The 20,490-nt window shown below is 45.6% G+C and carries 19 protein-coding genes; 7 read left to right on the forward strand and 12 right to left on the reverse strand.

Annotated features, from left to right (window positions below):
• Positions 1-33: 33 nt before the first annotated feature.
• Positions 34-1,854: a M61 family metallopeptidase gene (locus AC1RNB_RS09135; protein WP_493082367.1), complete on the forward strand. Its 1,821-nt coding sequence runs from the start codon at positions 34-36 to the stop codon at positions 1,852-1,854.
• A gap of 40 nt (positions 1,855-1,894) precedes the next feature.
• On the forward strand, positions 1,895-2,488 hold the full coding sequence (locus AC1RNB_RS09140) for a ferric reductase-like transmembrane domain-containing protein (protein ID WP_493082368.1): 594 nt from the start codon (positions 1,895-1,897) through the stop codon (positions 2,486-2,488).
• A 10-nt stretch (positions 2,489-2,498) separates the two neighbouring features.
• Here the strand turns inward: AC1RNB_RS09140 and AC1RNB_RS09145 are convergent, their stop codons facing one another.
• The 4 genes from AC1RNB_RS09145 to AC1RNB_RS09160 all read right to left on the reverse strand — a co-directional run bounded on the left by AC1RNB_RS09145 (position 2,499) and on the right by AC1RNB_RS09160 (position 6,539).
• Positions 2,499-3,176, reverse strand: coding sequence for a hypothetical protein (locus tag AC1RNB_RS09145; RefSeq protein WP_493082369.1), 678 nt, complete (start codon positions 3,174-3,176; stop codon positions 2,499-2,501).
• 83 nt (positions 3,177-3,259) lie between these two features.
• Positions 3,260-4,492 (reverse strand): TCR/Tet family MFS transporter, encoded by a 1,233-nt coding sequence (locus AC1RNB_RS09150; protein WP_493082370.1) that lies wholly within the window; start codon positions 4,490-4,492, stop codon positions 3,260-3,262.
• 46 nt (positions 4,493-4,538) lie between these two features.
• A complete protein-coding gene (locus tag AC1RNB_RS09155; RefSeq protein WP_493082371.1) occupies positions 4,539-5,597 on the reverse strand; it encodes a saccharopine dehydrogenase family protein in 1,059 nt (352 codons plus the stop codon).
• A gap of 72 nt (positions 5,598-5,669) precedes the next feature.
• On the reverse strand, positions 5,670-6,539 hold the full coding sequence (locus AC1RNB_RS09160) for a DUF4382 domain-containing protein (protein WP_493082372.1): 870 nt from the start codon (positions 6,537-6,539) through the stop codon (positions 5,670-5,672).
• A 264-nt stretch (positions 6,540-6,803) separates the two neighbouring features.
• On the opposite strand from AC1RNB_RS09160, the gene AC1RNB_RS09165 reads away from it, so the two are divergent.
• Together AC1RNB_RS09165 and AC1RNB_RS09170 are read left to right on the forward strand one after the other, a co-directional pair.
• Positions 6,804-8,102, forward strand: coding sequence for a M20/M25/M40 family metallo-hydrolase (locus tag AC1RNB_RS09165; protein WP_493082373.1), 1,299 nt, complete (start codon positions 6,804-6,806; stop codon positions 8,100-8,102).
• 14 nt (positions 8,103-8,116) lie between these two features.
• Positions 8,117-8,899 (forward strand): NIPSNAP family protein, encoded by a 783-nt coding sequence (locus AC1RNB_RS09170; RefSeq protein WP_493082374.1) that lies wholly within the window; start codon positions 8,117-8,119, stop codon positions 8,897-8,899.
• A 60-nt stretch (positions 8,900-8,959) separates the two neighbouring features.
• Here AC1RNB_RS09170 and AC1RNB_RS09175 read toward each other — a convergent pair whose 3' ends face one another.
• The 6 genes from AC1RNB_RS09175 to AC1RNB_RS09200 all read right to left on the reverse strand — a co-directional run bounded on the left by AC1RNB_RS09175 (position 8,960) and on the right by AC1RNB_RS09200 (position 12,732).
• Positions 8,960-9,397: a DoxX family protein gene (locus tag AC1RNB_RS09175; RefSeq protein WP_493082375.1), complete on the reverse strand. Its 438-nt coding sequence runs from the start codon at positions 9,395-9,397 to the stop codon at positions 8,960-8,962.
• Positions 9,398-9,490: 93 nt separating this feature from the next.
• Entirely contained in the window at positions 9,491-10,075 is a 585-nt protein-coding gene (locus AC1RNB_RS09180; RefSeq protein WP_493082376.1) for a Crp/Fnr family transcriptional regulator, read from the reverse strand.
• An 88-nt stretch (positions 10,076-10,163) separates the two neighbouring features.
• A complete protein-coding gene (locus tag AC1RNB_RS09185; protein WP_493082377.1) occupies positions 10,164-10,730 on the reverse strand; it encodes a hypothetical protein in 567 nt (188 codons plus the stop codon).
• 62 nt (positions 10,731-10,792) lie between these two features.
• Positions 10,793-11,365, reverse strand: coding sequence for a TetR/AcrR family transcriptional regulator (locus AC1RNB_RS09190; RefSeq protein ID WP_493082378.1), 573 nt, complete (start codon positions 11,363-11,365; stop codon positions 10,793-10,795).
• An 83-nt stretch (positions 11,366-11,448) separates the two neighbouring features.
• The gene (locus tag AC1RNB_RS09195; protein ID WP_493082379.1) at positions 11,449-12,132 is read right to left on the reverse strand and encodes a hypothetical protein; all 684 of its coding nucleotides are present in this window, start codon (positions 12,130-12,132) and stop codon (positions 11,449-11,451) included.
• Positions 12,133-12,207: 75 nt separating this feature from the next.
• The gene (locus AC1RNB_RS09200; protein ID WP_493082380.1) at positions 12,208-12,732 is read right to left on the reverse strand and encodes a YdeI/OmpD-associated family protein; all 525 of its coding nucleotides are present in this window, start codon (positions 12,730-12,732) and stop codon (positions 12,208-12,210) included.
• A gap of 132 nt (positions 12,733-12,864) precedes the next feature.
• Between AC1RNB_RS09200 and AC1RNB_RS09205 the strand changes: the two genes are divergently transcribed.
• The 3 genes from AC1RNB_RS09205 (at position 12,865) to AC1RNB_RS09215 (ending at position 18,842) form a co-directional block, all read left to right on the forward strand.
• Positions 12,865-13,251: a hypothetical protein gene (locus AC1RNB_RS09205; protein WP_493082381.1), complete on the forward strand. Its 387-nt coding sequence runs from the start codon at positions 12,865-12,867 to the stop codon at positions 13,249-13,251.
• 89 nt (positions 13,252-13,340) lie between these two features.
• Positions 13,341-17,708: a CusA/CzcA family heavy metal efflux RND transporter gene (locus tag AC1RNB_RS09210; protein WP_493082382.1), complete on the forward strand. Its 4,368-nt coding sequence runs from the start codon at positions 13,341-13,343 to the stop codon at positions 17,706-17,708.
• A gap of 6 nt (positions 17,709-17,714) precedes the next feature.
• A complete protein-coding gene (locus tag AC1RNB_RS09215) occupies positions 17,715-18,842 on the forward strand; it encodes an efflux RND transporter periplasmic adaptor subunit (RefSeq protein ID WP_493082383.1) in 1,128 nt (375 codons plus the stop codon).
• 62 nt (positions 18,843-18,904) lie between these two features.
• Here AC1RNB_RS09215 and AC1RNB_RS09220 read toward each other — a convergent pair whose 3' ends face one another.
• Positions 18,905-19,756, reverse strand: a complete 852-nt coding sequence (locus tag AC1RNB_RS09220; RefSeq protein ID WP_493082384.1) for an alpha/beta fold hydrolase — start codon at positions 19,754-19,756, stop codon at positions 18,905-18,907.
• 32 nt (positions 19,757-19,788) lie between these two features.
• Positions 19,789-20,337 carry an ORF6N domain-containing protein gene (locus AC1RNB_RS09225; RefSeq protein WP_493082385.1) on the reverse strand — a complete coding sequence of 183 codons (549 nt, stop codon included), beginning with the start codon at positions 20,335-20,337 and terminating at the stop codon, positions 19,789-19,791.
• Positions 20,338-20,490 lie beyond the last annotated feature (153 nt).

The following is a 20,490-nucleotide window of genomic DNA, read 5'->3' on the forward strand; positions in this document are numbered from 1 at the left end:
CTAACTACATCTGATCTGTTAAATCTTCTGTTTATGATGAAAAAGCTGTTTATATCTGCGGTACTTCTTGTTGCTGTGATAACCGTTGGTGCCCAGAAAGTTTCTTACCTGGTATCCTTTCCCAATGCGGTGCATCATGAGGCACAGATTGAACTGACCGTTTCAGGCATTCCTTTAACCACCGCCCAATTCCGGATGAGCCGCTCCTCCCCCGGCCGTTATGCCACGCATGAATTTGGTAAAAATGTGTATGATGTAAAAGCTACTGATGCGGATGGCAAAACCCTCTCCGTAGTAAGAGTAGATGGCGATATCTATGAAGTGCCCACGCACAAGGGAACGGTTACCCTCTCCTATACCTTATATGGCAATTATGCCGATGGTACGTATGCGGGCATTGATCCCGAAAGCATACACCTGAACATGCCCGCCGTGTTTATGTGGATGCAGGGATTGGAAAAAGCGCCCATCACTATCCGTTTTGTGTTGCCGAAAGAAAACCGCGGAATAGTGGCCACCCAGCTGGTGACGACTGCAGACCCTTATACGTTCACCGCTCCGGGACTCCAGTATTTTATGGATAGTCCTACGAAGATCGGCGACATTCATTTCCGTGAATGGCCCCTCAGCAATCCTGATGGCAGTAGGTATACCATGCGTATTGCACTGGAAGCCAAAGCCACCGAATCTCAGTTTGATGAGCTGGCAGATAAGATCCAAAAAATGGTAACAGAAGCCCGGGCCGTATTCGGTGAATTTCCGAAATACGATTACGGCAGTTACACTTTTATTGCCAGTGCCAATCCCTATGTGCATGGCGATGGTATGGAACACCGCAATTCAACCATGATTTCCATCCCGATGAGCAGCTTTTCGGCGGGTGGTCTGCTGGGTGTATTCTCGCATGAATATTTTCATAACTGGAATGTAGAAAGGATCCGCCCGAAAACACTGGAACCCTTCCGCTTCGATAAAAGCAATATGAGCCATGAATTGTGGTTTGCAGAAGGGTTTACCCAGTATTATGGAGAGTTGTTGCTGGCAAGAGCCGGATTGTCGCAACCCGCTTCCTATCTCTACCAGCTCGCTTCCCTGATCAATACCAAACAGAACACAGCAGGTGGAAAATTCTATTCACCGGTACAAGCCAGTAACCATGCGGTTTTTGTAGATGCTGCCGTATCTATTGACAGGAATAACTATGCCAATATGTTCAGTTCCTATTATACCTACGGAGCAGCTATTGCATTGGCACTTGACCTGGAAATGCAGACAAAATACCAGAAAACACTGGACACATTTATGCAGGCCATGTGGAAGCGTTTTGGCAAAACCGAAACGGCGTATACCATTGCCGGCATGCAGGAAGCGCTGGCTTCTGTAACAGACAATAATTTTGCAGCCGCTTTTTTCAGCAAATACATCAACGGGCACGAGATGATCGATTATGCCACCTTATTGGCCAAAGCAGGATATGATCTGGTGAAAACAGGAGAAGGTAAAGCCTGGCTGGGTGCCAACACAAGAGTGAACGGAAGTAAGCTAGTGATCGGGAGCAATACCACCAAAGGTAGTCCGGCTTATGAAGCTGGCCTGGATATAGACGATGAGATCCTGAAACTGGATGACACACCCGTAAAAAGTTCAATAGACATCAACAGTTTTCTTTCTACCAAAAAGCCGGGTGAAGCTATTACTGTTACCTATAAACACCGGGATACAGAAAAACAAACCCGGCTGGTGCTGGGAGAAAATGCAACTGTTTCTGTGGTATCTTTTGAGCAATCCGGCAAAACGGTTACGGAAGCCATGCAGCAGATCAGGCAAAGCTGGTTCAGCAGCCGGGTGAAATAGTATCCCTTTTAATCAAAACAAAATCATCAACTAACTGACTATGTTTGGTTTGAGCTATCTTGATATTTCAGGTGCCATGGGACTTTGTGCCACCGGACTGCTGACCTTTAATTTTCTGCTGGGCATGCTGTTGAGTACTGCCTATAAACGTTCGGTGTACTGGAAAAAATTACCTCCTGCCGTACAGCAGATCAGTATCGATGACCTGCATAACTGGACAGCGTATATTGCTTTATGCTTTGTAGTACTGCATCCAGTATTTCTGCTGTTGGATAAGGAACAACAGTTTACCTGGCAACAGGTACTCTGGCCTGTGAATGCCCCCAAACAAAGTACGGTGGTACTGCTGGGAACGATCAGTTTTTATGCATTACTGCTCGTGATCATTACCACACAAAAAGTTATTAAAAAGCAACTGGGATTCCGGTTGTGGAAGAATATTCACCTGGTATCCTATGCCACTGCTTTACTGTTTCTGGTGCATGGATTATTAATGGACCCCTTGTTAAAAGACAGGCCTACCGACTGGCTGGATGCAGAAAAATTCTTTTCTGAATTTTGTTTCCTGCTGGTGATAGCGGCGATCATCATCCGCTTCAGGTATTATTTGCAGGTGCAGAAAAAAACGGTGTGATATTATCTGTTTAGTCCGTCAACGCTTTCCGGAACCGGATCAGTAATACCAGCATCAGGAGAAAATGCAGAATCACCAGCAAAGGGGTTCCGGCGATATAGCTGTCTTTCCACCATTCCATCGACAAGGCATTTTTGAGTACCCATCTTTGCCAGAATACACCAAACAAGAGTGGACCGATACAGAAACCTGCTGCATACCACCAGCGGTTCTTTTGGGGTAAGCTTTTAATGGCTATCCATAGGGGTGGTAAGCAGAACAACATTACCAGGGCTGCAGCCATCACTTTCAGCAAGGGAAGTGAAAACTGTTCTCCCCATACCATCACCAATACTGTTTTCTCATCTCCCCCACCCATACAGGCGGTGAAAATGCGGGCAAAGGGTAATGTGGCAAAGAGCAGTGCTATACCCAACTTGTTTCTCTTTTCATTTGCCTGCTTCAGTAAAAACAAAGCCGAGAACCAATACACAAGATAGGAGAAGACTGGCCCCATGATCGTAGCCCAATAGGCCAGAGATGGATTGGCGCAGGTATCGCAGGTGGTCCAGACATTAAAATCACGCGGACCATAACAGCCGCAGATCAGGTAGCCCATCTGAATATGTGCCTGCTCATGCAGCTCGCCCATGATCATATTCAGGGCTATAAAAGCGATGAGATATTTCCAGGAAATTTTTAATGCCATGTAACAGCTTTATCTGTGAAAGTAATACAGAAAGGTACTTCCTGCTATCACATAACCATGTGACCCCTAAAAGATATCTCTCGCTACGCGGTACCTGCCGGATCTTTCTCTGCACGCAACACTACATAGGCCCAGATAGCACTGCCCAGCATGAACAGGAAGCCCAGGAAAAAAGAAGAACCTGGAAAATAAATGGGTGCATTTTTTCGGGTGAAATAAGCAAATAGGTTCGTCATAATCAAAGGACCGACAATGGAAGTGGCACTCATGAGACTCGTTAAAGCCCCCTGCAATTCGCCCTGCTCGCTGGGTGGCACATGGCCTGAAATGATGGATTGCAGCGCAGGACCTGCGATGCCTCCCAAACAATAGGGAATCAGAAACACAAACATCATCCAGCTTTGAGAGGCAAAGGCAAAAAGCAGCAGTCCCAACGCATATAAACCCAGACCGATATATACACTCCGTTCATTACCGATGCGGGGATTGATCACCCGTACCAATCCGCCCTGTACCAGTCCTACCAGCAACCCTACCGCACCCAGGGAGAAGCCGATCATTTTAGGTGACCAATGAAATTTTTCAATATTAAAATAGCTCCAGTTGGTCTGCACAGCATGTGCACCGAGGTATACCAATACAAAAGAACCTACCAATCCGCCTACGGCCGGGTATTTGCGCAGTTGCAGCAAAGAGCCGAGTGGATTGGCCCTTCTCCATTCAAAGGGGCGGCGGTGTTCCTGGTCAAGCGATTCAGGCAACACAAAGTAGCCGTATAACCAGTTGGTGAGTGCCAGTCCGGCAGCCACCATAAAAGGCACCCGCGGCCCCAACTCGCCCAGCAAACCACCGATCAGTGGACCGATGATGAAACCGAGTCCGAAAGCGGCACCGATCATCCCGAAATTCTGTGCCCGGTTTTCGGGGGTACTGATATCGGCGATATAGGCAGAAGCGGTAGTAAAGCTGGCGCCGGTAACCCCCGCAATCAAACGACCCACAAAGAGCCAGATAATGGAAGGAGCAAAAGCCAGAAAAATATAATCGATCCCGAATCCAAAAAGCGAGAAGAGCAAAACAGGTCTTCTTCCGTATTTATCGCTTAAGTTACCCAGTACAGGTGCAAAAAGGAACTGCATGAAAGCATAGGCAAAGGTTAACCATCCGCCATATTGCGACACTTTACTGATATCATCGATCCCCAATAACTGTTCTATCAGTTTGGGCATAACGGGAATGATCACACCAAAACCTGTTACATCAATCAACAGCGTAATAAAGATAAAGCCAATAGCAGCTTTGCGGTTTGTGGCCATGTATGGGATATATTAAAATTGAAAAAGGGAACAAATCTAATAAAACTTATAGATCTTCTCTGTTAACTCCCGGAATCTCCAGTACGAGGTCGGCTCCATAGGCCCCTGCGGGTGTCTGGTAACCTGTTTTGAAATTACCCTCTAACACCTTTCGGGTAATGAGCAGACTGCTGATAGCGGTTAAGGTATATCCTTCCGGACAACGCATACGAACCGAGCGGGTTTCACCGGCTGGGTTTTTCACTTCTCCCCAAACAAGGCTCATGGCTTTGCTGCGCATATCGTCTGAAGGACCGGCCGGTTTCTGTTTGATCTGCTGTTTGGCTCTGTTTCGGATAAAAGAAGTGCGCAACAGCCAGTTATAGAGAAATTGCCATTTTAAAAGCTTGAAGGTTTTGGGAGCCACACCGGTATAGGTTTCAATATTGGGGATGCCGGTGGTGGAATAAGCGGTAGACACATCTCCCCAGGGTATGCACATCACAAACATTTTCTTCACTCCGAAATCGATCCATTGCCCTTTATGTCCGAGTGGCTTGCGCACAATTTTTCCGTTCTCCCTTACCGCGCCGCCCTCGCCCAGTCCTTCGGCCATGGTAGTGGCGGTTCCGTGCGAAAGTTTTCCACCCAGTGTGGCAAAAGCCAGCTGCAGGTGGGTAGCGTTGGGCAATTGATTTTTCAGGTATAAAGCCGTGCAATCAGTAGGCACTACATCAAAACCAACACCCGGCATCACCATGATACCCACATCTGCCGCCTGGGCATGGTATTTTTTGGCCATTTCAAAAACGCCGATCTCTCCGGTAATGTCGAGATAATGGGTATGTGTAACCAGGCAGGCTTCAATCATTTTGCGGGCAGTAAACTGGAAAGGCCCTGCGGCATGTAGCACAACCGGCACTTCGAGTAACGCTGTTTCCAGGGCTTTTGTATCAGACAGATCAATGACCCGGTAGGGATATCCCAACTCTTCCGAAAGTTTTTTGAGTGCTGCTTCGTTACGGCCAGCCAGAATGGGTTGCAAGCCATAGTCTGCCGCCATACGGGCTATCAGCTGACCTGTATACCCATTGGCACCATAAAGCAGGAATGTGTTGTTTTGCATAAGGAAATGTACAAACAATCCGGCGCATAAAAAAAGGGAGCACCGGGCTCCCTTTTCTGTTATTCTGATTGATTACTTACGAAGCGTGATAATGCCAACAGAAGTTTCGCCTGTTGCTTTTACGGTAATATTGTTTAACGTAGTATCGAAATAACCATTGGAAGCATTCACGTAAAGCGAATAATTACCTTCCTTCAGTCCTCTCATTTTAAAATAACCTTCCTGGTTAGGTAGCGCGTAAGCAGTATCTGTCTGGTTAAACAGGGTGATCACCGCTTTGGCTTCCTTAGGGGTAACTTTTCCGGCCACCATGGCTGAATTATTCACCACAAAGAAATGGAACACAGGTTTAAGGAAGAATTTGTTGTTATTCTCTACGATCGAACGGGCGATATCGAAATCAAGCCAGAGGCGTTTTTTGCCGGGAGCGTGTTCCTCGCACTCTCCACCTTTTAACTTGATGAGTACATAGTTCTTATCGTTCGGTGGCAGTTGTACGGGGTAGGTTACACTGTCTTTTACCAGTGTATTATTGGTTCCCAGTTCAATTTTGATCAAACGGATAGAACCTTTGGTGATGCCCGCTGATGCGAGAATGGTATCGGCACCATTCCTGAATTTCAGGATATCATAGATGCCGGGTTTGATGCCCAGATCTTCCCATACAAAAGAAGAATCTTTTTTCTTATCATCCTCTCCTCTCCTGTCCCAGTCGTCATTATCATGCCTGCGGGTATCTTTACTGGTATCTACCAGCACTTTTACCGAACGGATATCAATGTACACATTGTCGAATACACCCGGACCATCCGTCAGATACAATGACAATTGCTCTTTACCTGCCGCATTCGACTCGGCAGAAGTACTCTTGTTACAGGCTGTCATCACAGCGGATACAGCCATAGCCAGCAAGGCGGCCAGAAAGATGTTTTTTGTTTTCATAGTGGTTGTTTTAATGATGTAGCATTCTGCCATACGCTGATCCCTTTACTCGCGGAAAAGCAATAACCGTGCGGACTTGCCTCAATAATTTGTTAAAGAACTTTTTGTACCGATAAATGTCTACAGATTTTGTAGTAGACAAAGCAGTGCCTAAGCATACGAGTTGCTGAAACATTACTCCGGGGGTTAGTGTTTACGATTTCTTTACAGGTTTTGTAAAGCAGGCAATTCTTACTTAACTTGGTGGCTCTCAATTAATGCCACATGAGTAAGATACCAGCCTTTGTTCTGGCGTTGCTTCTAAGTCAGAATATTTTTTCGCAACCTTTATCCGACGCTGAAAAAAAACTCATCAGTCATATCAAACTTCACCTGCCCGCTACTGAAAAATTGCTGGAAGAAGTGGTGAATATCAATAGTGGTACCCTCCATATTAACGGGGTTAAAAAAGTGGGAGATGTTTTTGCCCGTGAATTTGCAAAAGCCGGGTTTCAGACAGAATGGGTGAGTTTACCTGATTCGCTGAAGAGAGCCGGACACCTGGTAGCTACCCGCAAGGGGAAAAAAGGGAAAAAACTGTTTATCATCGGTCACCTTGATACCGTTTTTGAACCCGATATGGCTTTTACACCCTATACCCGTTTGAATGATTCAACGGCTACCGGACAGGGGGCCAATGATATGAAGGGCGGAGATGTGGTGGTAATTGCTGCCCTGCAGGCTTTGCAGGCGGCGGGTTTACTGCATGATACCCAGATCATCGTTTATTTTACCGGCGATGAAGAAAAATCGGGACAACCCACCAGTGTAAGTCGCAAAGATTTTATAGAACGGGCCAAAACCTGCGATCTGGCATTGGCATTTGAAGGAGCCAACGGCCTCAACTCCATAGCCACGGCCCGCAGGGGTAGCAGTGGATGGCAACTGCAGGTCAGCGGTAAAACTGGTCATTCATCCGGCGTATTCAGTAAGGGGGCCGGATATGGTGCTATATATGAGGCCGCACGGATCCTGAATAGTTTCCGCGAGGAACTGAGCACAGAAAAATACCTCACGTTTAATCCCGGTCTGATACTCGGTGGTTCTGAAATGCAATACCAGGAATCCAAAGCCCGCGGTGAAGCCATGGGCAAAACCAATATCATTTCGCCCGAAACAGTGGTAACCGGTGATCTCCGTTTTTTAACGGAAGCGCAGAAAGATGCTGCCAGAGAAAAAATGCGCAGGATCGTTGCCAATAACCTCAACGGCAGCAAGGCAGAGATCAGGTTTCAGGACGGCATCCCCGCCATGGAGCCAACTGCAGGAAATAACCAGCTACTTGAAGTGGTGAGTGGAGTTACCGAAGCCATGGGGCTTGGTGCTACCAAGGCCGGCGATCCTGGTGCAAGAGGTGCCGGTGATATTTCTTATGTGGCCCGGTACATGAAAGGAAGTATTGACGGATTGGGTGCTTCCGGACGGGGAGCACATGCACCGGGAGAAACCATTAACCTGAAAGAATTTCCTTTGCTGATACAGAGAGCTGCTTTACTCATCTATCGTTTAACCCATACTGATTAATCCATATAACTACCATGAAAAAAACACTATGTATCCTGTTACTGTTTGTTGGCTTATTCCATACAACAGTGAACGCACAAAAAGAACCCAAAAGAGATTATTACGAGATCAAACTCTACCGCCTCGCCAGTAATGAACAGGTACAGAAAGTAGATGCTTTTCTGAAAAATGCCTACCTGCCTGCCCTGCACAGAGCAGGCATCAGTAAAGTGGGTGTATTTCATTGGATCGGTAATGATACCGCTTCGGAAAAAAGAATTTACCTGTTTATTCCTTTGAAATCTCTGGAACAGGTGAGTTCACTGGAAGATCTGCTGGTGAAGGATTCCCGTTTGCAGCAAGACGGAGACGCCTACTGGAATACAGCTTTCAATGAACCAGCCTACAAAAGGATTGAGAATATCGTATTGAAAGCTTTCCCCTTAATGCCTTCTTTTAAAGCCCCGGAACTTTCAGGTAACAAAACAGATCGGGTATATGAATTGAGAAGTTATGAGGGCCCTACCGAAAGGCTGTATCGCCAGAAAGTGAAGATGTTTAATGCGGGCGGAGAAATTGCATTGTTCAAGCGCCTCAATTTCAATGCAGTTTTTTATGCCGAAGTGATTGCCGGCAGCAAAATGCCGAACCTGATGTATATGACCAGTTTCAACAATATGGCCGAAAGAGATGAACACTGGAAAGTTTTTGGTGCAGATCCGGAATGGACAAAACTGAAAGTAATGCCCGAATACCTGAATACGGTTTCGAAAAATGAACAGTTGTATTTGCACCCGACTGAGTATTCTGAACTATAAACCAATAAGATCATATATAGCAAAGAGAGGCTGAAACTGTATCAGCCTCTCTTTACTATTTTATACAGATAACTTTCTGTCGATAGACATTTTACCGCTCCCGCCTGTCAATACGATGATTGCGAGTGCCATCATCAGCAGGTGATACTCGAAGCCCTCACCTTTCTGGTTGCCGAACCAGTTCATAAAAAAGCCATTCGCTGTATGCTGGGGAATGATGCCGATCATCAACCCGGTAACAGCTAAGGCCCATACTCTTCCGGCCAAACCCAGTAGCAGGCAAATGGAACCGATAAATTCGATCAGGATCACTGCTAAGCCCACCAGCCATGGCAGGTGCACCGTATCTGTAAAAAACTGCATGGTTCCGGAAAAACCATACCCGCCAAACCAACCCAGCGCTTTCTGTGCACCGTGGGGGAAAAGAATAAGCCCTATAGTTAGCCTGGCGATCAGGCCGGTATAGTTATTCTCTGTTTTGAAAATCATTTGTTTCATTGAATACTATTTTAAGCTGCAAAAATCTCCAGCCTGAGCACTATTATCCAATAACATAGATTAAGAAATATACTTGAACCAGATTAAGCTGCTCTATTTTTCTCTGGCAATTCTGGCACGGATCTTACTCAAAAATTCCGGTGTAATGCCCAGGTAGGAAGCGATCTGTAATTGGGGAACACGCTTTTCGAGAAAGGGGTATCTCTGGATAAAATCAAGGTATCGTTCTTCTGCGGTTTTACTTAGGGAAGCACCTAATCTTTGCTGTTCCGATACCAGTGCATTCTGAATGCGTATGCGGAAGTAGCGCTCAAATCCAGGGACAGCTGCATACAGGTTATCCAGGTCGTCTTTCAACAGCATCAGCACTTCTGTATTTTCCAGCGCATCAATGTAGAGCCATGCCGGCGTTTGGGTGATAAAACTGCGCATATCGCCTATCCACCAGTCTTCAATGGCAAACTGTACAACATGCTCAATCCCCATATCATCGCGGTAATAAGAACGCAGACAACCGGCTATCACAAAATACTCATACCGGCAGATATCATCGGCCTGCAGGAGATATTCCCTTTTCCTGAGTTTTTTGTATTTGAGTAAGGATATAAATAAAGATTGCTGATCATCAGACAGCGAGATCAGCCTGTTAACATTCGCAAGAATCAGTGAGCTATCCATTTGGCAAATAACACCAAATATACAATTTAGCCAACAGCCAGGTGCAGGTATGCCGGGGGAACATACCCGCAGTTACCGGCTATTATGCTTACTTACTGCAACTATTATACTGTTGCACAAGCTTGCTTAACTGGGTGTAATCAAGCTGTTTGTTTTTTACTGCATCGGTTACAGAAGAACAGCCTGAGAAAAGTGAAGCTGCTGTTACTTCAAAATCTTTCTGTGTAACGCGGATCCATTTACTGTCTGACTGCAGTTGAATATAATAATCGCCTGCCTTGCCTTCTGCAGTGGTTACACTTATCACTTCCGCGCCATTATATAACATTTTGCCGCTGTTATCGGTTACCCGCTGGTATAAACCTGCTTTACCGGGAGCAACCAGTACCTTGTAAAAATCGCTGGCATAGGAAATATAACTGCTGCCATTGAGGTTATATCCCGCAATTTCTGCCGGACTATACACTGTTTTTTTGCCAGAGGCCGACTGAAATAGAATAGTTCCCTTTTTAGCCGCCTGGTCGCGGATGCTTCCCTCCAGGGTTTCATTGGCAGCCGTGAGAACCGTTCCTTTCTGGAAATCTGAAGAAGATTGTGCTTCAACATAACTGAAGCTTACAGCTGCCAGCAGCAGCGATGCGATCATTTTTTTCATATAGTGTGTTTTTACAAGGTTGTCAATTACTTACTAATAAGTAAGTTGCAGGGTCAAAAAAATTATCCTTTTACCTGTCTTACCAGCGCCTTACGGATCAGCTCATAATCGGACTTACCTGTAATCCGCGACAGCTGCACACCGGCGGCCAGGTTGGTCATGATCAGCAAAGCCTCGGTTTTGGCAGATTCGGTGAAATGAAACTCGCCTCGCTTCTTACCCTCCTGTAGCGTTTTTTCTACCATCTGTAATACCAGCGAAACCAGCTCTTTGATCTTCACTTTAACCGATTCCGGCAACGTATTAAAATCCGATGCTACAGAGCCGATGATACAGATACAATCCATTTCTGTTAATACAGAATACCGCTCGATAAACTTTTCCAGTTTCTGTAAAGCAGTAAAGCCGGAGCCCTGTAACTGTTTCCCCATCAGCACATAATCATTCAGGTACTGGTCCAGTATGCCTGCCAGCAGATCTTCTTTTCCCCTGAAATGATAATGCACAGCTGCATTTTTCATATCCAGTGCTTTGGATATATCTGCATAACTGAATGCATTGTATCCATACCGCTTGATCAGATCCATTCCGATCCGCAGTATCTCCTGTTTGGTATCAATATTTCTGGGGGCCACAGGTTGAAAATACTAAAAACTTACTAAGTAGTAAGTTTTAGGGCGTACTTTTTCTGAAAAATGGATGAACGGTCCCCCGCAGCCTACTCCAACCGGTTAATGAAGGCTGCCAGCACTTTTTCCATTGCAGGACCGGACTTGTGCAGCGGTTGTTTGATGAGTAAGACAGCCAGATCAGGTATCTCTTTGACCAGTTCATGGATATTGCGTACATGGGTCATCCCCTGGGTTTTACTATCGAAGAGCCAAAGTTCTGTGCCATCACGGTAGGCTTTGGTGGGTGCTGATCCATACTCGTAATAATCTTTCAGTACCTTAAAATGATGCTTCAATAACTGGTACCGCCTGCCGGTTGCCAATACTTCATAAAAAACCGTGGGACCGGTTTTGCCGGTGGCCGGATACCCATTGCGGAACTGAAAGGTATCGGAAGCAGCATCATCTACGTAGGTTAGCTGGAATGACTGCACCTGGTCCAGAAATCTAAAGACCAGATCCCCTACTTTATAGGCAAGCTCATTACTGTACACATTAAAACGCAGCATAGCATTGGTAATATACCTGCCATTGGCGAAAGTAACGGTACCTTTTGCCCAACTGTCTGCAAACAAGGGACTGCCCACTACCGGCGTATTGTTCAGTGTTACAAGCGGGCGACCGCTGACGTCGTAGATATCTCTGATCTCTGTTCCGGAAGCACTCATATTCACCTGGGCCACTGAGAAGAGCGGCAGCACGATACAGGTAAATAAACAAAGGGTTTTCATGTCAGTAAACTGACAGAGAAGTTACGACTATTCTACAGGTTAGACAAATGAAAGGGATAAGCGGAACCAGCCGTATTAACGACCTTCCCATTTGGCTTTTTCGGCCTTTTGGCTTCGGATCATGGTAACAAAATCCTGTTTACGCAGCATGGCAGTTACCACCTGGGCAATCCGTTTGGCTACAGCCGCTTCTGAACTAACCCCACCTATCCATTTAATAAAATAGTTGCGGTGCGAGGGTTTAAGCAGCTCAAAAAAATCCATGGCTTCCGGTTCATCTGCCAGACAATCCAGTAAAGCCGGAGGTATGGCCAGGGGTTCCTTATCAACAGAAAGACGTAGGTTCAGCATCGCCCCTTTCTTTTTATGGAGGGCTTTGCGCATGGCCGCATTCAGCGGCAGAATATAGACCCCACCACCCATCGGGATGAGGGCCACAGCTTTAATAGCATGGTCGTCCAGTTTTCCTTTTACACGAAAAGATTTTTTACTGCCCGGCTGTAACTGTTCTGCCAGATCTGCCGGCACTTCCACATAGGTCCAGCCGGTTTTTTCGCCCTGTTCGGCAAATTGTTGTATGGTAGCGGTAAACTGGATCATGTCTGGGTTCTAATTTCGGATATCTCTTTTTACCATACAAATCTGCTTTCAGCGATTTGATAACCGGCAAATCCGGCTCCCGCATCGGCAGGCAGGTTGTTCAACCGGGCAGTTTTTGTTAACTTTGGTATCTTGAAAAGATTGATCGCTATATCGTTCCTTTCCAATTACCTGTTTTCAACAACAGAAATGTACCAATTGGTAAAATTACCCCTGCTGGTGGAACATTTCATGGAACATAAAAAAGCGAAAAATGAACTGACTTTCTGGGAGTTCCTCTGCCTGCATTACACCCCTTCCACGGATAAGGATTCGGACTATGCAAAAGACATGAAACTCCCCTTCAAAACGCACGACGGTTGTACCAATGCCACCATTGCAGCCTTTGTTCCACACAATTTCTCAACCGAAATCCATAAACCCGTAACCAGTCAATCCAACAATTTCCCTTTGTTAGATGAGGCATTCAGGGGTTCTTCGTTTCTGTCTGCCATCTGGCAACCTCCCAAAACCTGTTGATCACTACTGGTATAGGTATTGCCAACACGGTCCGTGTTGGCAATACCTTCTATGCAATTCATCTAACCAATTAATGATCAACAAGTATTATGCTGACAAAAATTATCAACTTTTCGATACGTAATAAACTCATCATCGGGCTGTTTGTACTCACCCTGGTGGGGTTTGGTATTTACGAAACCACCAAACTGCCCATTGATGCGGTTCCCGATATCACCAATAACCAGGTACAGGTGATTACCGTAGCACCCTCTTTTGGTGCGACAGATATAGAGCGACTGGTCACATTTCCGATAGAACAGGCTAACAGCAATATCAGTGGTATGCTGGAGATCCGGAGTTTTTCCCGTTTCGGGCTTTCGCTGGTGACCATCGTTTTTAATGACGAAACAGATATTTACTGGGCAAGACAACAGGTAGCGGAAAGGCTCCAGAAGATCCAGGGACAGATTCCGCCCGGTATCGGCACACCCGAGTTGGGCCCCATCAGTACCGGCCTGGGGGAGATTTATCAATACGTGGTAAGGCCGGAAGAGGGCTATGAAGCCAAATATGACGCCACGCAATTAAGAACCATTCAGGACTGGATCGTTAGGCGCCAGTTACTGGGAGTGAAAGGTGTGGCAGAAGTGAGCAGTTTTGGGGGCAAACTGAAGCAATACGAAATTGCCGTGAACCCCAACAAACTCCAATCCTATCAACTCAATATCCGTGATGTATTTACGGCACTGGAAAAGAATAACCAGAATACCGGCGGTGCGTATATTGAGAAAGGTGCTACTGTACTTTTTATCCGCAGTGAGGGATTGATCGGGAACCCGGAAGACCTGGGTAATATCTCCATCAAATCGACCTCTAACGGCACCCCGCTATTTCTCCGTGATATTGCAGAGATCAAAACCGGTTATGCTACCCGTTATGGCGCCATGTGTTATAACGATAAGGGCGAAGTGTCCGGCGCGGTAGTGATGATGCTGAAGGGCGCCAATAGCAGTGAGGTAATTAAAAACGTAAAAGCGAGGATCGCCCAGATCCAGAAAACCATGCCCAAGGGGGTGGTGATAGAACCCTTTCTTGACCGGACCAAAATGGTGAACAATGCCATTGGAACCGTTACCAAAAACCTGATGGAAGGGGCACTGATCGTGGTGTTCATTCTGGTACTCTTCCTGGGCAACTTCCGGGCAGGATTATTGGTGGCGTCCGTGATCCCGCTGTCTATGCTGGTGGCAGTCATTCTCATGAATATGTTTGGGGTAAGCGGAAACCTGATGAGTCTGGGAGCGCTTGACTTCGGACTGATCGTAGATGGTGCGGTGATCATTGTAGAAGCGGTAATGCACCAGTTAACGCACAGCAAGAAATTTGCCCATATCACCCATCTCTCGCAGAAAGAAATGGATGATCAGGTAAACCAGTCTGCCGGTAAAATGATGAACAGTGCCGTATTTGGTCAGATCATCATTCTGATCGTTTATCTTCCCATTTTCACGCTACAGGGTATCGAAGGCAAGATGTTCAAGCCGATGGCACAAACCGTAGCTTTTGCGCTCTTTGGAGCTTTTATTCTGTCGCTTACCTATATCCCGATGATGAGTTCCCTAGTGCTGAGTAAAAAAGTGAAACACCAGCCCAATATTTCAGACAAGCTCATGTTCCGGGTAGAAAGGTTTTACCAGCATGCATTGGGCAGTATCCTGAAATTTCCAAAACTGGTTTTAGCAACCGTTGTTACCATGTTTGTGGTAGCTGTATATACTCTTACCACACTGGGAGGCGAATTTATACCGGCGCTGGAAGAAGGCGATTTTGCTGTAGAAACAAGGGTGCTTACCGGTAGTAACCTCACCACCACGATTGAGAGCACGCAGAAAGCGGCACATATTCTGAAAACAAGATTCCCTGAGGTAGAGAAAGTAGTTACTAAAATCGGTAGTGGCGAAATCCCCACCGATCCCATGCCCATGGAAGCCAGTGATCTGATGGTGATCTTAAAAGACAAATCAGAATGGACATCGGCCAAAACATTCAAAGAGCTTTCGCAGAAAATGGGAGAAGCCTTGCAGGAAGTTCCGGGTATTACTACCGGTTTCCAGTTTCCCGTACAGATGCGTTTTAATGAACTGATGACGGGTGCCCGGCAGGATGTGGTGTGTAAGATCTTTGGCGAGAACCTGGATACACTGGCACGTTATGCCGCACAACTGGGCAAGATTGTCAACACCGTACAGGGAAGCCAGAGTTTATTTATTGAGCCGGTTACGGGTATGCCACAGATCATTATTGAATATAACCGGCCGCTGATTGCGCAGTATGGTTTAAGTATTGCTGATATCAACCAGATCGTAAACACCGCATTTGCCGGTCAATCTGCCGGAATGGTATTTGAAGAAGAGAAACGTTTCAGTCTGGTAGTACGTTTGGAAATGGATAAACGGAAAAGTCTCGAAGATGTGCAGAATCTGCTGGTACCTACCCGGCAGGGTACACAGATTCCTTTATCGCAACTGGCCACTGTATCCATCAAAGATGGTCCTAACCAGATACAGCGAGAAGATGCCAAGCGTAGAATTGTGGTAGGATTTAATGTAAAAGACAGGGATGTAGAATCTATCGTAACAGAATTACAGCAGAAAGCTGAACAGCAGATCAAACTGCCGGATGGATATTATATTACCTATGGTGGTGCATTCGAAAACCTGAATGAAGCCAAAAAAAGACTCACGATCGCGGTACCTGTTTCGCTTTTCCTGATCCTGGTATTGCTGCATTTCGCTTTTAACTCGCTGAAGCATGGTTTATTGATTTATACGGCGATTCCTTTGTCTGCCATCGGCGGTATCTTTTTCCTGGCCCTGCGGGGAATGCCTTTCAGCATAAGTGCAGGTGTGGGCTTTATTGCTTTATTCGGTGTGGCGGTATTGAATGGTATAGTACTGATTGCAGAATTTAACCGGCTAAAGGCGGAGGGCTTAACCAACCTACACAATATTGTACTCATGGGCACCAAAGTACGTTTGCGGCCGGTGTTGATGACAGCTTTTGTTGCTTCGCTGGGATTTTTACCTATGGCTATCAGTAACGGTTCCGGAGCCGAAGTACAGCGGCCCTTGGCAACAGTGGTAATCGGCGGTTTGCTGATCGCTACTTTCCTTACCTTATTTGTTTTACCCATCATGTATATTATGTTCGAAAAGTCTGGCACCAAAAAGAAGAAAAAAAGAAATGGCCATGGACATGTGCCTGTGGCAGTCATTCTGTTATTTTTGTCATTGGCTACCTTTCGTGTGCAGGCACAACAACCGGTTAGTCTCCAGTCTGCTATCGATACAGCCCTGAAAAATAACCTGACCGTAAAAAATGAGCAACTGAAAGCGGCCTGGCAGCAACAAATGATTCTTACCGCGGCCAGCATTCCCAAAACCAGTTTTTCGGCCGAAGCCGGACAGATCAACAGTGGTTACACCGATACCAAGTTCGGCGTTACACAATCTTTCAGTTTTCCTGCGGTATACACAAAACAAAAAAATCTCCTTACAGAAGAATGGAAATCTGCTGTACTCGGAGTAGCCGTAAAAGAAGCGGAATTGAAACGAGCTGTAGCGCAGGTATTTTATTCCATGCTGGTTTTGCAGGAAAAGAAAAAACTGTTGTTACGGGCAGATAGCAATTACGCTGAGTTTCTGCGTAAAGCAACCCTGCGCCTGGAGAAAGGAGAAGCCAATGTGCTGGAGAAAACAACTGCAGAAACGCAACGGGGTTATATCTATCTGCAGTTGAAAGCTTTGCAGGAAGAAATGGAATTACTGCAGATCCAGTTCAACCTGCTGTTGAATACAACTGATCCATTGACACCAAAAGTGGGTGCGCTCAAAATGGCAGTACCCGCCGGTATGGACAGCGCTTATCTCGCAGATCATCCCTTACTGACCGCTCTGCAACAGCAGAAAATGGCGGCTACGGCCAATACTGCATTGGAAAAAGCCAGACTGCTACCGGATATCAATATTGGTTACTCAAATGCCAGTATACGGGGAGTAGGCGCGGATAATATTGTGTACGGAAGTGGCCATCGCTTTAGTGCTGCCATGTTGGGTATCGGCATCCCGATTTTTGCAGGCGCACAAAAAGCCAGGATCAATTCTGCCAGGGCTTTTGAACGTGTATCAGAGAATAATTATCAGTTACAGTTACAGGCGCTCGAAACCCAATATAAAACCGCCGTTACACAATACATGGCCAGCTTACAGTCTGTCGCATATTTTGAGAAGACCGCCTTACCCAATGCTGACCTTATTGTTAAAACAGCCAACAAGCAGTTTCTGAATGGCGAGATCAATTACCTGGAATGGGTAATGCTGAGCAACCAGAGTATTGTTATCGAAAGTAGTTACCTGGATGCACTGAAAATGCTGAATGAAAGCCTGATTCACATTACTTACTTATTATCTAAATAAATTTATATGAAGTACCTATATATCGTATCTCTGTCTGTGCTACTGGCTGCCTGTGGCAGTAAAAAGCAGGAAGAAAAAACAACACCTGCGCCGGAAGTAGCCAACCTGGTCACGCTTACCGCACCGCAACTGGCTTCTGCCAAAGTAGAAACAGGGCAGGTGCAGGAAAAAAGCATCTCTACTATCATCAAAGTAACCGGCAAGATTGATGTACCCCCGCAGAATATGATCACAGTAAGTATGCCATTGGGTGGATTTCTCCGTTCTACCAAACTCCTGCCCGGTATGCATATCAGCAAAGGAGAAGTGATTGGTGTAATGGAAGACCAATTATACATTCAACTGCAGCAAGATTATTTAACCACGCGCTCTAAACTGGTTTACCTCGAAGCGGAATTTCAGCGTCAGAAAGAACTGAACCAGAGCAAAGCCACCAGCGACAAAATATTTCAGCAAACACAGATGGATTATCAGACACAGAAGATCAACCTTGCGGCATTATCAGAGAAACTTCGTCTGATCAATATCAACCCGCAGAACGTAACGGAAACCAATATTTCCAAAAGTGTAAATATCTACTCTCCTATCAATGGGTTTGTATCCCGTGTAAATGTGAATATTGGCAAGTATGTAAATCCATCAGATATCCTGTTTGAACTGGTTAACCCGGATGATATCCACCTGAATCTCCAGGTCTTTGAAAAAGACCTGCCCAAACTGGCTATCGGACAGAAACTGATAGCTTATACCAATAATGATCCTAACAGAAAACACACCTGTGAGATCAGTATCATCAGCCACGATCTTTCTGCCGAAAGAACCGCCGATGTACATTGCCATTTTGAAGATTATGACAAAACACTCTTCCCCGGCACTTATATGAATGCCGAAATCAGATTGAAGAGCCTGCAGGTACCCGCCTTACCGGAGGAAGCGATTGTGGCATACGAAGGAGGCAATTATGTATTTGTGCAGAAAACAGCTAACCAGTTTCTCATGACAGCCATTGAAACCGGCACCAAAGAAAATGGATTCATCGAAGTCCTCAATGGTGGCAGTATAACAGGTAAAGCTATTGTTATCAAAGGCGCTTATACTTTGCTGATGGCCTTGAAGAATAAGGCAGAAGATTAAATACTTTTCATCCGGCAGGTTGTCATTAACCGGCCGGATGATTTATATTGTAAAACAGTCGCTTAGTTGAACCTGTCCGTTCCCTTAAAAATCCGATACGGTTCTTTCAGAAACTGATCTACGGTTGTATTAAAAGCATCTTTGTAAATAATGGGAGTACTATGCCCGGAATTCGGTAAGATCCAGAGATAGGCTTTCGGGATATTTTTATAGATCAGCATCGTATGTTCTTCCTTGATCACATCATGATCCCCGCCAATCACCAATGTTGGGCATTGAATAGTACGTAGAGACGCCAATGAAATATTCGGTTGCTCCACCAGCAAACGCATCAGTTTCCATTCTGTTTTTTCTGACGGTGTTTTGATGTTTTTTTTCTGTAATCGTTGGTAAGTTGGCTTAACGAGGTCCCATACTTCCGGGTATACTGCATTGGTATCTGGTTGCAGGTTGGCTCCGGTAATAGCCAGTTTCTTTACTTTTTCAGGATAACGCATCGCCAGCAACAATCCATTAATACCGCCATCACTCCAGCCAATTACGTTGGCCGATTCAATCTTCATGGCCGATAACAAAGCTGCATAATCATCCGCCATCATTTCATAACTGAGGGAATCACCGTTGTCTGTAGATTTACCATGCACACGGCTATCAGCAATAATGGTTTTGTAATGTTGTGAGAAGTATGGGATGTTCTCCTTGAAATTAGAGATATCTCCGCCATTTCCGTGAATGATCAGTAAAGGTTCGCCCTCGCCATACACTTCGCAATACATTTTAAAACCGCGGATATCATAGTATTTACCCGCAGTGGGGTTATTACCATACTTGATCTTCTTTACCGGAGCGGCTTGTGAAAATCCTGTGGCAGAAGTCAGTAACAAAACAGTTACCAGTAATAGAGAATATCTCATAGATTGCTTTTATCGCTAAAAGATAAGAAAAATCATTCGTCATTTCTCCGGAACCCGATTTTTTGTCGAGGAGGCTGGGGCGGGTTAATCAGTTGCTTCAGGTAATGGAAAATAGTCTGTATCTGTTCATCATGGCCAGAAAGCCTTTTCTCTATTTTTTCCAGTTGCAGCAGTATGTCCTTATGCGTTAATAACATCTCCCGCATCCTGGTAAAAATGCGGATCAGCTGGATATTCACTTTAATCGCTCTTTCGCTGTTTAGGATACAGGACAACATAGTAGCACCCTGTTCGGTAAAACAATAAGGCAGATACCTGAGCCCCATTTTGAGCGAATGAGAAGTCAAAAACTGCGACCTCCACTGTTCAAACTCCGCCTTATCCATCTGAAACATAAAATCTTCGGGGAAACGGGAAAAATTACGCCTAACAGCTTCTTTCAGTCTTTTTGTTTCAACCCCATACAAGACTGCCAGGTCTCTGTCGATCATTACTTTACAGCCTCTGATTAGGTATATCTGACTCATAATCACCTCATCAGCCACCATGGTATCGTTCTTATACATATTCATTATTCCCATCCCTTCTAATTGGAGGACGCAAATTGCGTCCTCCAATTGTGGAGAAATTAAGACTAATGTATAACAACCAGCCAATCCCGCATAGCGTATTTGCCGCAGTACAACCGAGGAAAAACACTAATACCTGCACAAAAAAACCGGGATAATCCTATC

The sequence above is a fragment of the Sediminibacterium sp. GW821-FHT12F12 genome, assembly GCF_058806635.1.

Bases quoted from the DNA above. Each gene is read 5' to 3' on its own strand.
- AC1RNB_RS09135 (WP_493082367.1), top strand. From the start codon at position 34: ATGATGAAAAAGCTGTTTATATCTGCGGTACTTCTTGTTGCTGTGATA.
- AC1RNB_RS09140 (WP_493082368.1), top strand. From the start codon at position 1,895: ATGTTTGGTTTGAGCTATCTTGATATTTCAGGTGCCATGGGACTTTGT.
- AC1RNB_RS09145 (WP_493082369.1), bottom strand. From the start codon at position 3,176: ATGGCATTAAAAATTTCCTGGAAATATCTCATCGCTTTTATAGCCCTG.
- AC1RNB_RS09150 (WP_493082370.1), bottom strand. From the start codon at position 4,492: ATGGCCACAAACCGCAAAGCTGCTATTGGCTTTATCTTTATTACGCTG.
- AC1RNB_RS09155 (WP_493082371.1), bottom strand. From the start codon at position 5,597: ATGCAAAACAACACATTCCTGCTTTATGGTGCCAATGGGTATACAGGT.
- AC1RNB_RS09160 (WP_493082372.1), bottom strand. From the start codon at position 6,539: ATGAAAACAAAAAACATCTTTCTGGCCGCCTTGCTGGCTATGGCTGTA.
- AC1RNB_RS09165 (WP_493082373.1), top strand. From the start codon at position 6,804: ATGAGTAAGATACCAGCCTTTGTTCTGGCGTTGCTTCTAAGTCAGAAT.
- AC1RNB_RS09170 (WP_493082374.1), top strand. From the start codon at position 8,117: ATGAAAAAAACACTATGTATCCTGTTACTGTTTGTTGGCTTATTCCAT.
- AC1RNB_RS09175 (WP_493082375.1), bottom strand. From the start codon at position 9,397: ATGAAACAAATGATTTTCAAAACAGAGAATAACTATACCGGCCTGATC.
- AC1RNB_RS09180 (WP_493082376.1), bottom strand. From the start codon at position 10,075: ATGGATAGCTCACTGATTCTTGCGAATGTTAACAGGCTGATCTCGCTG.
- AC1RNB_RS09185 (WP_493082377.1), bottom strand. From the start codon at position 10,730: ATGAAAAAAATGATCGCATCGCTGCTGCTGGCAGCTGTAAGCTTCAGT.
- AC1RNB_RS09195 (WP_493082379.1), bottom strand. From the start codon at position 12,132: ATGAAAACCCTTTGTTTATTTACCTGTATCGTGCTGCCGCTCTTCTCA.
- AC1RNB_RS09200 (WP_493082380.1), bottom strand. From the start codon at position 12,732: ATGATCCAGTTTACCGCTACCATACAACAATTTGCCGAACAGGGCGAA.
- AC1RNB_RS09210 (WP_493082382.1), top strand. From the start codon at position 13,341: ATGCTGACAAAAATTATCAACTTTTCGATACGTAATAAACTCATCATC.
- AC1RNB_RS09215 (WP_493082383.1), top strand. From the start codon at position 17,715: ATGAAGTACCTATATATCGTATCTCTGTCTGTGCTACTGGCTGCCTGT.
- AC1RNB_RS09220 (WP_493082384.1), bottom strand. From the start codon at position 19,756: ATGAGATATTCTCTATTACTGGTAACTGTTTTGTTACTGACTTCTGCC.
- AC1RNB_RS09225 (WP_493082385.1), bottom strand. From the start codon at position 20,337: ATGGGAATAATGAATATGTATAAGAACGATACCATGGTGGCTGATGAG.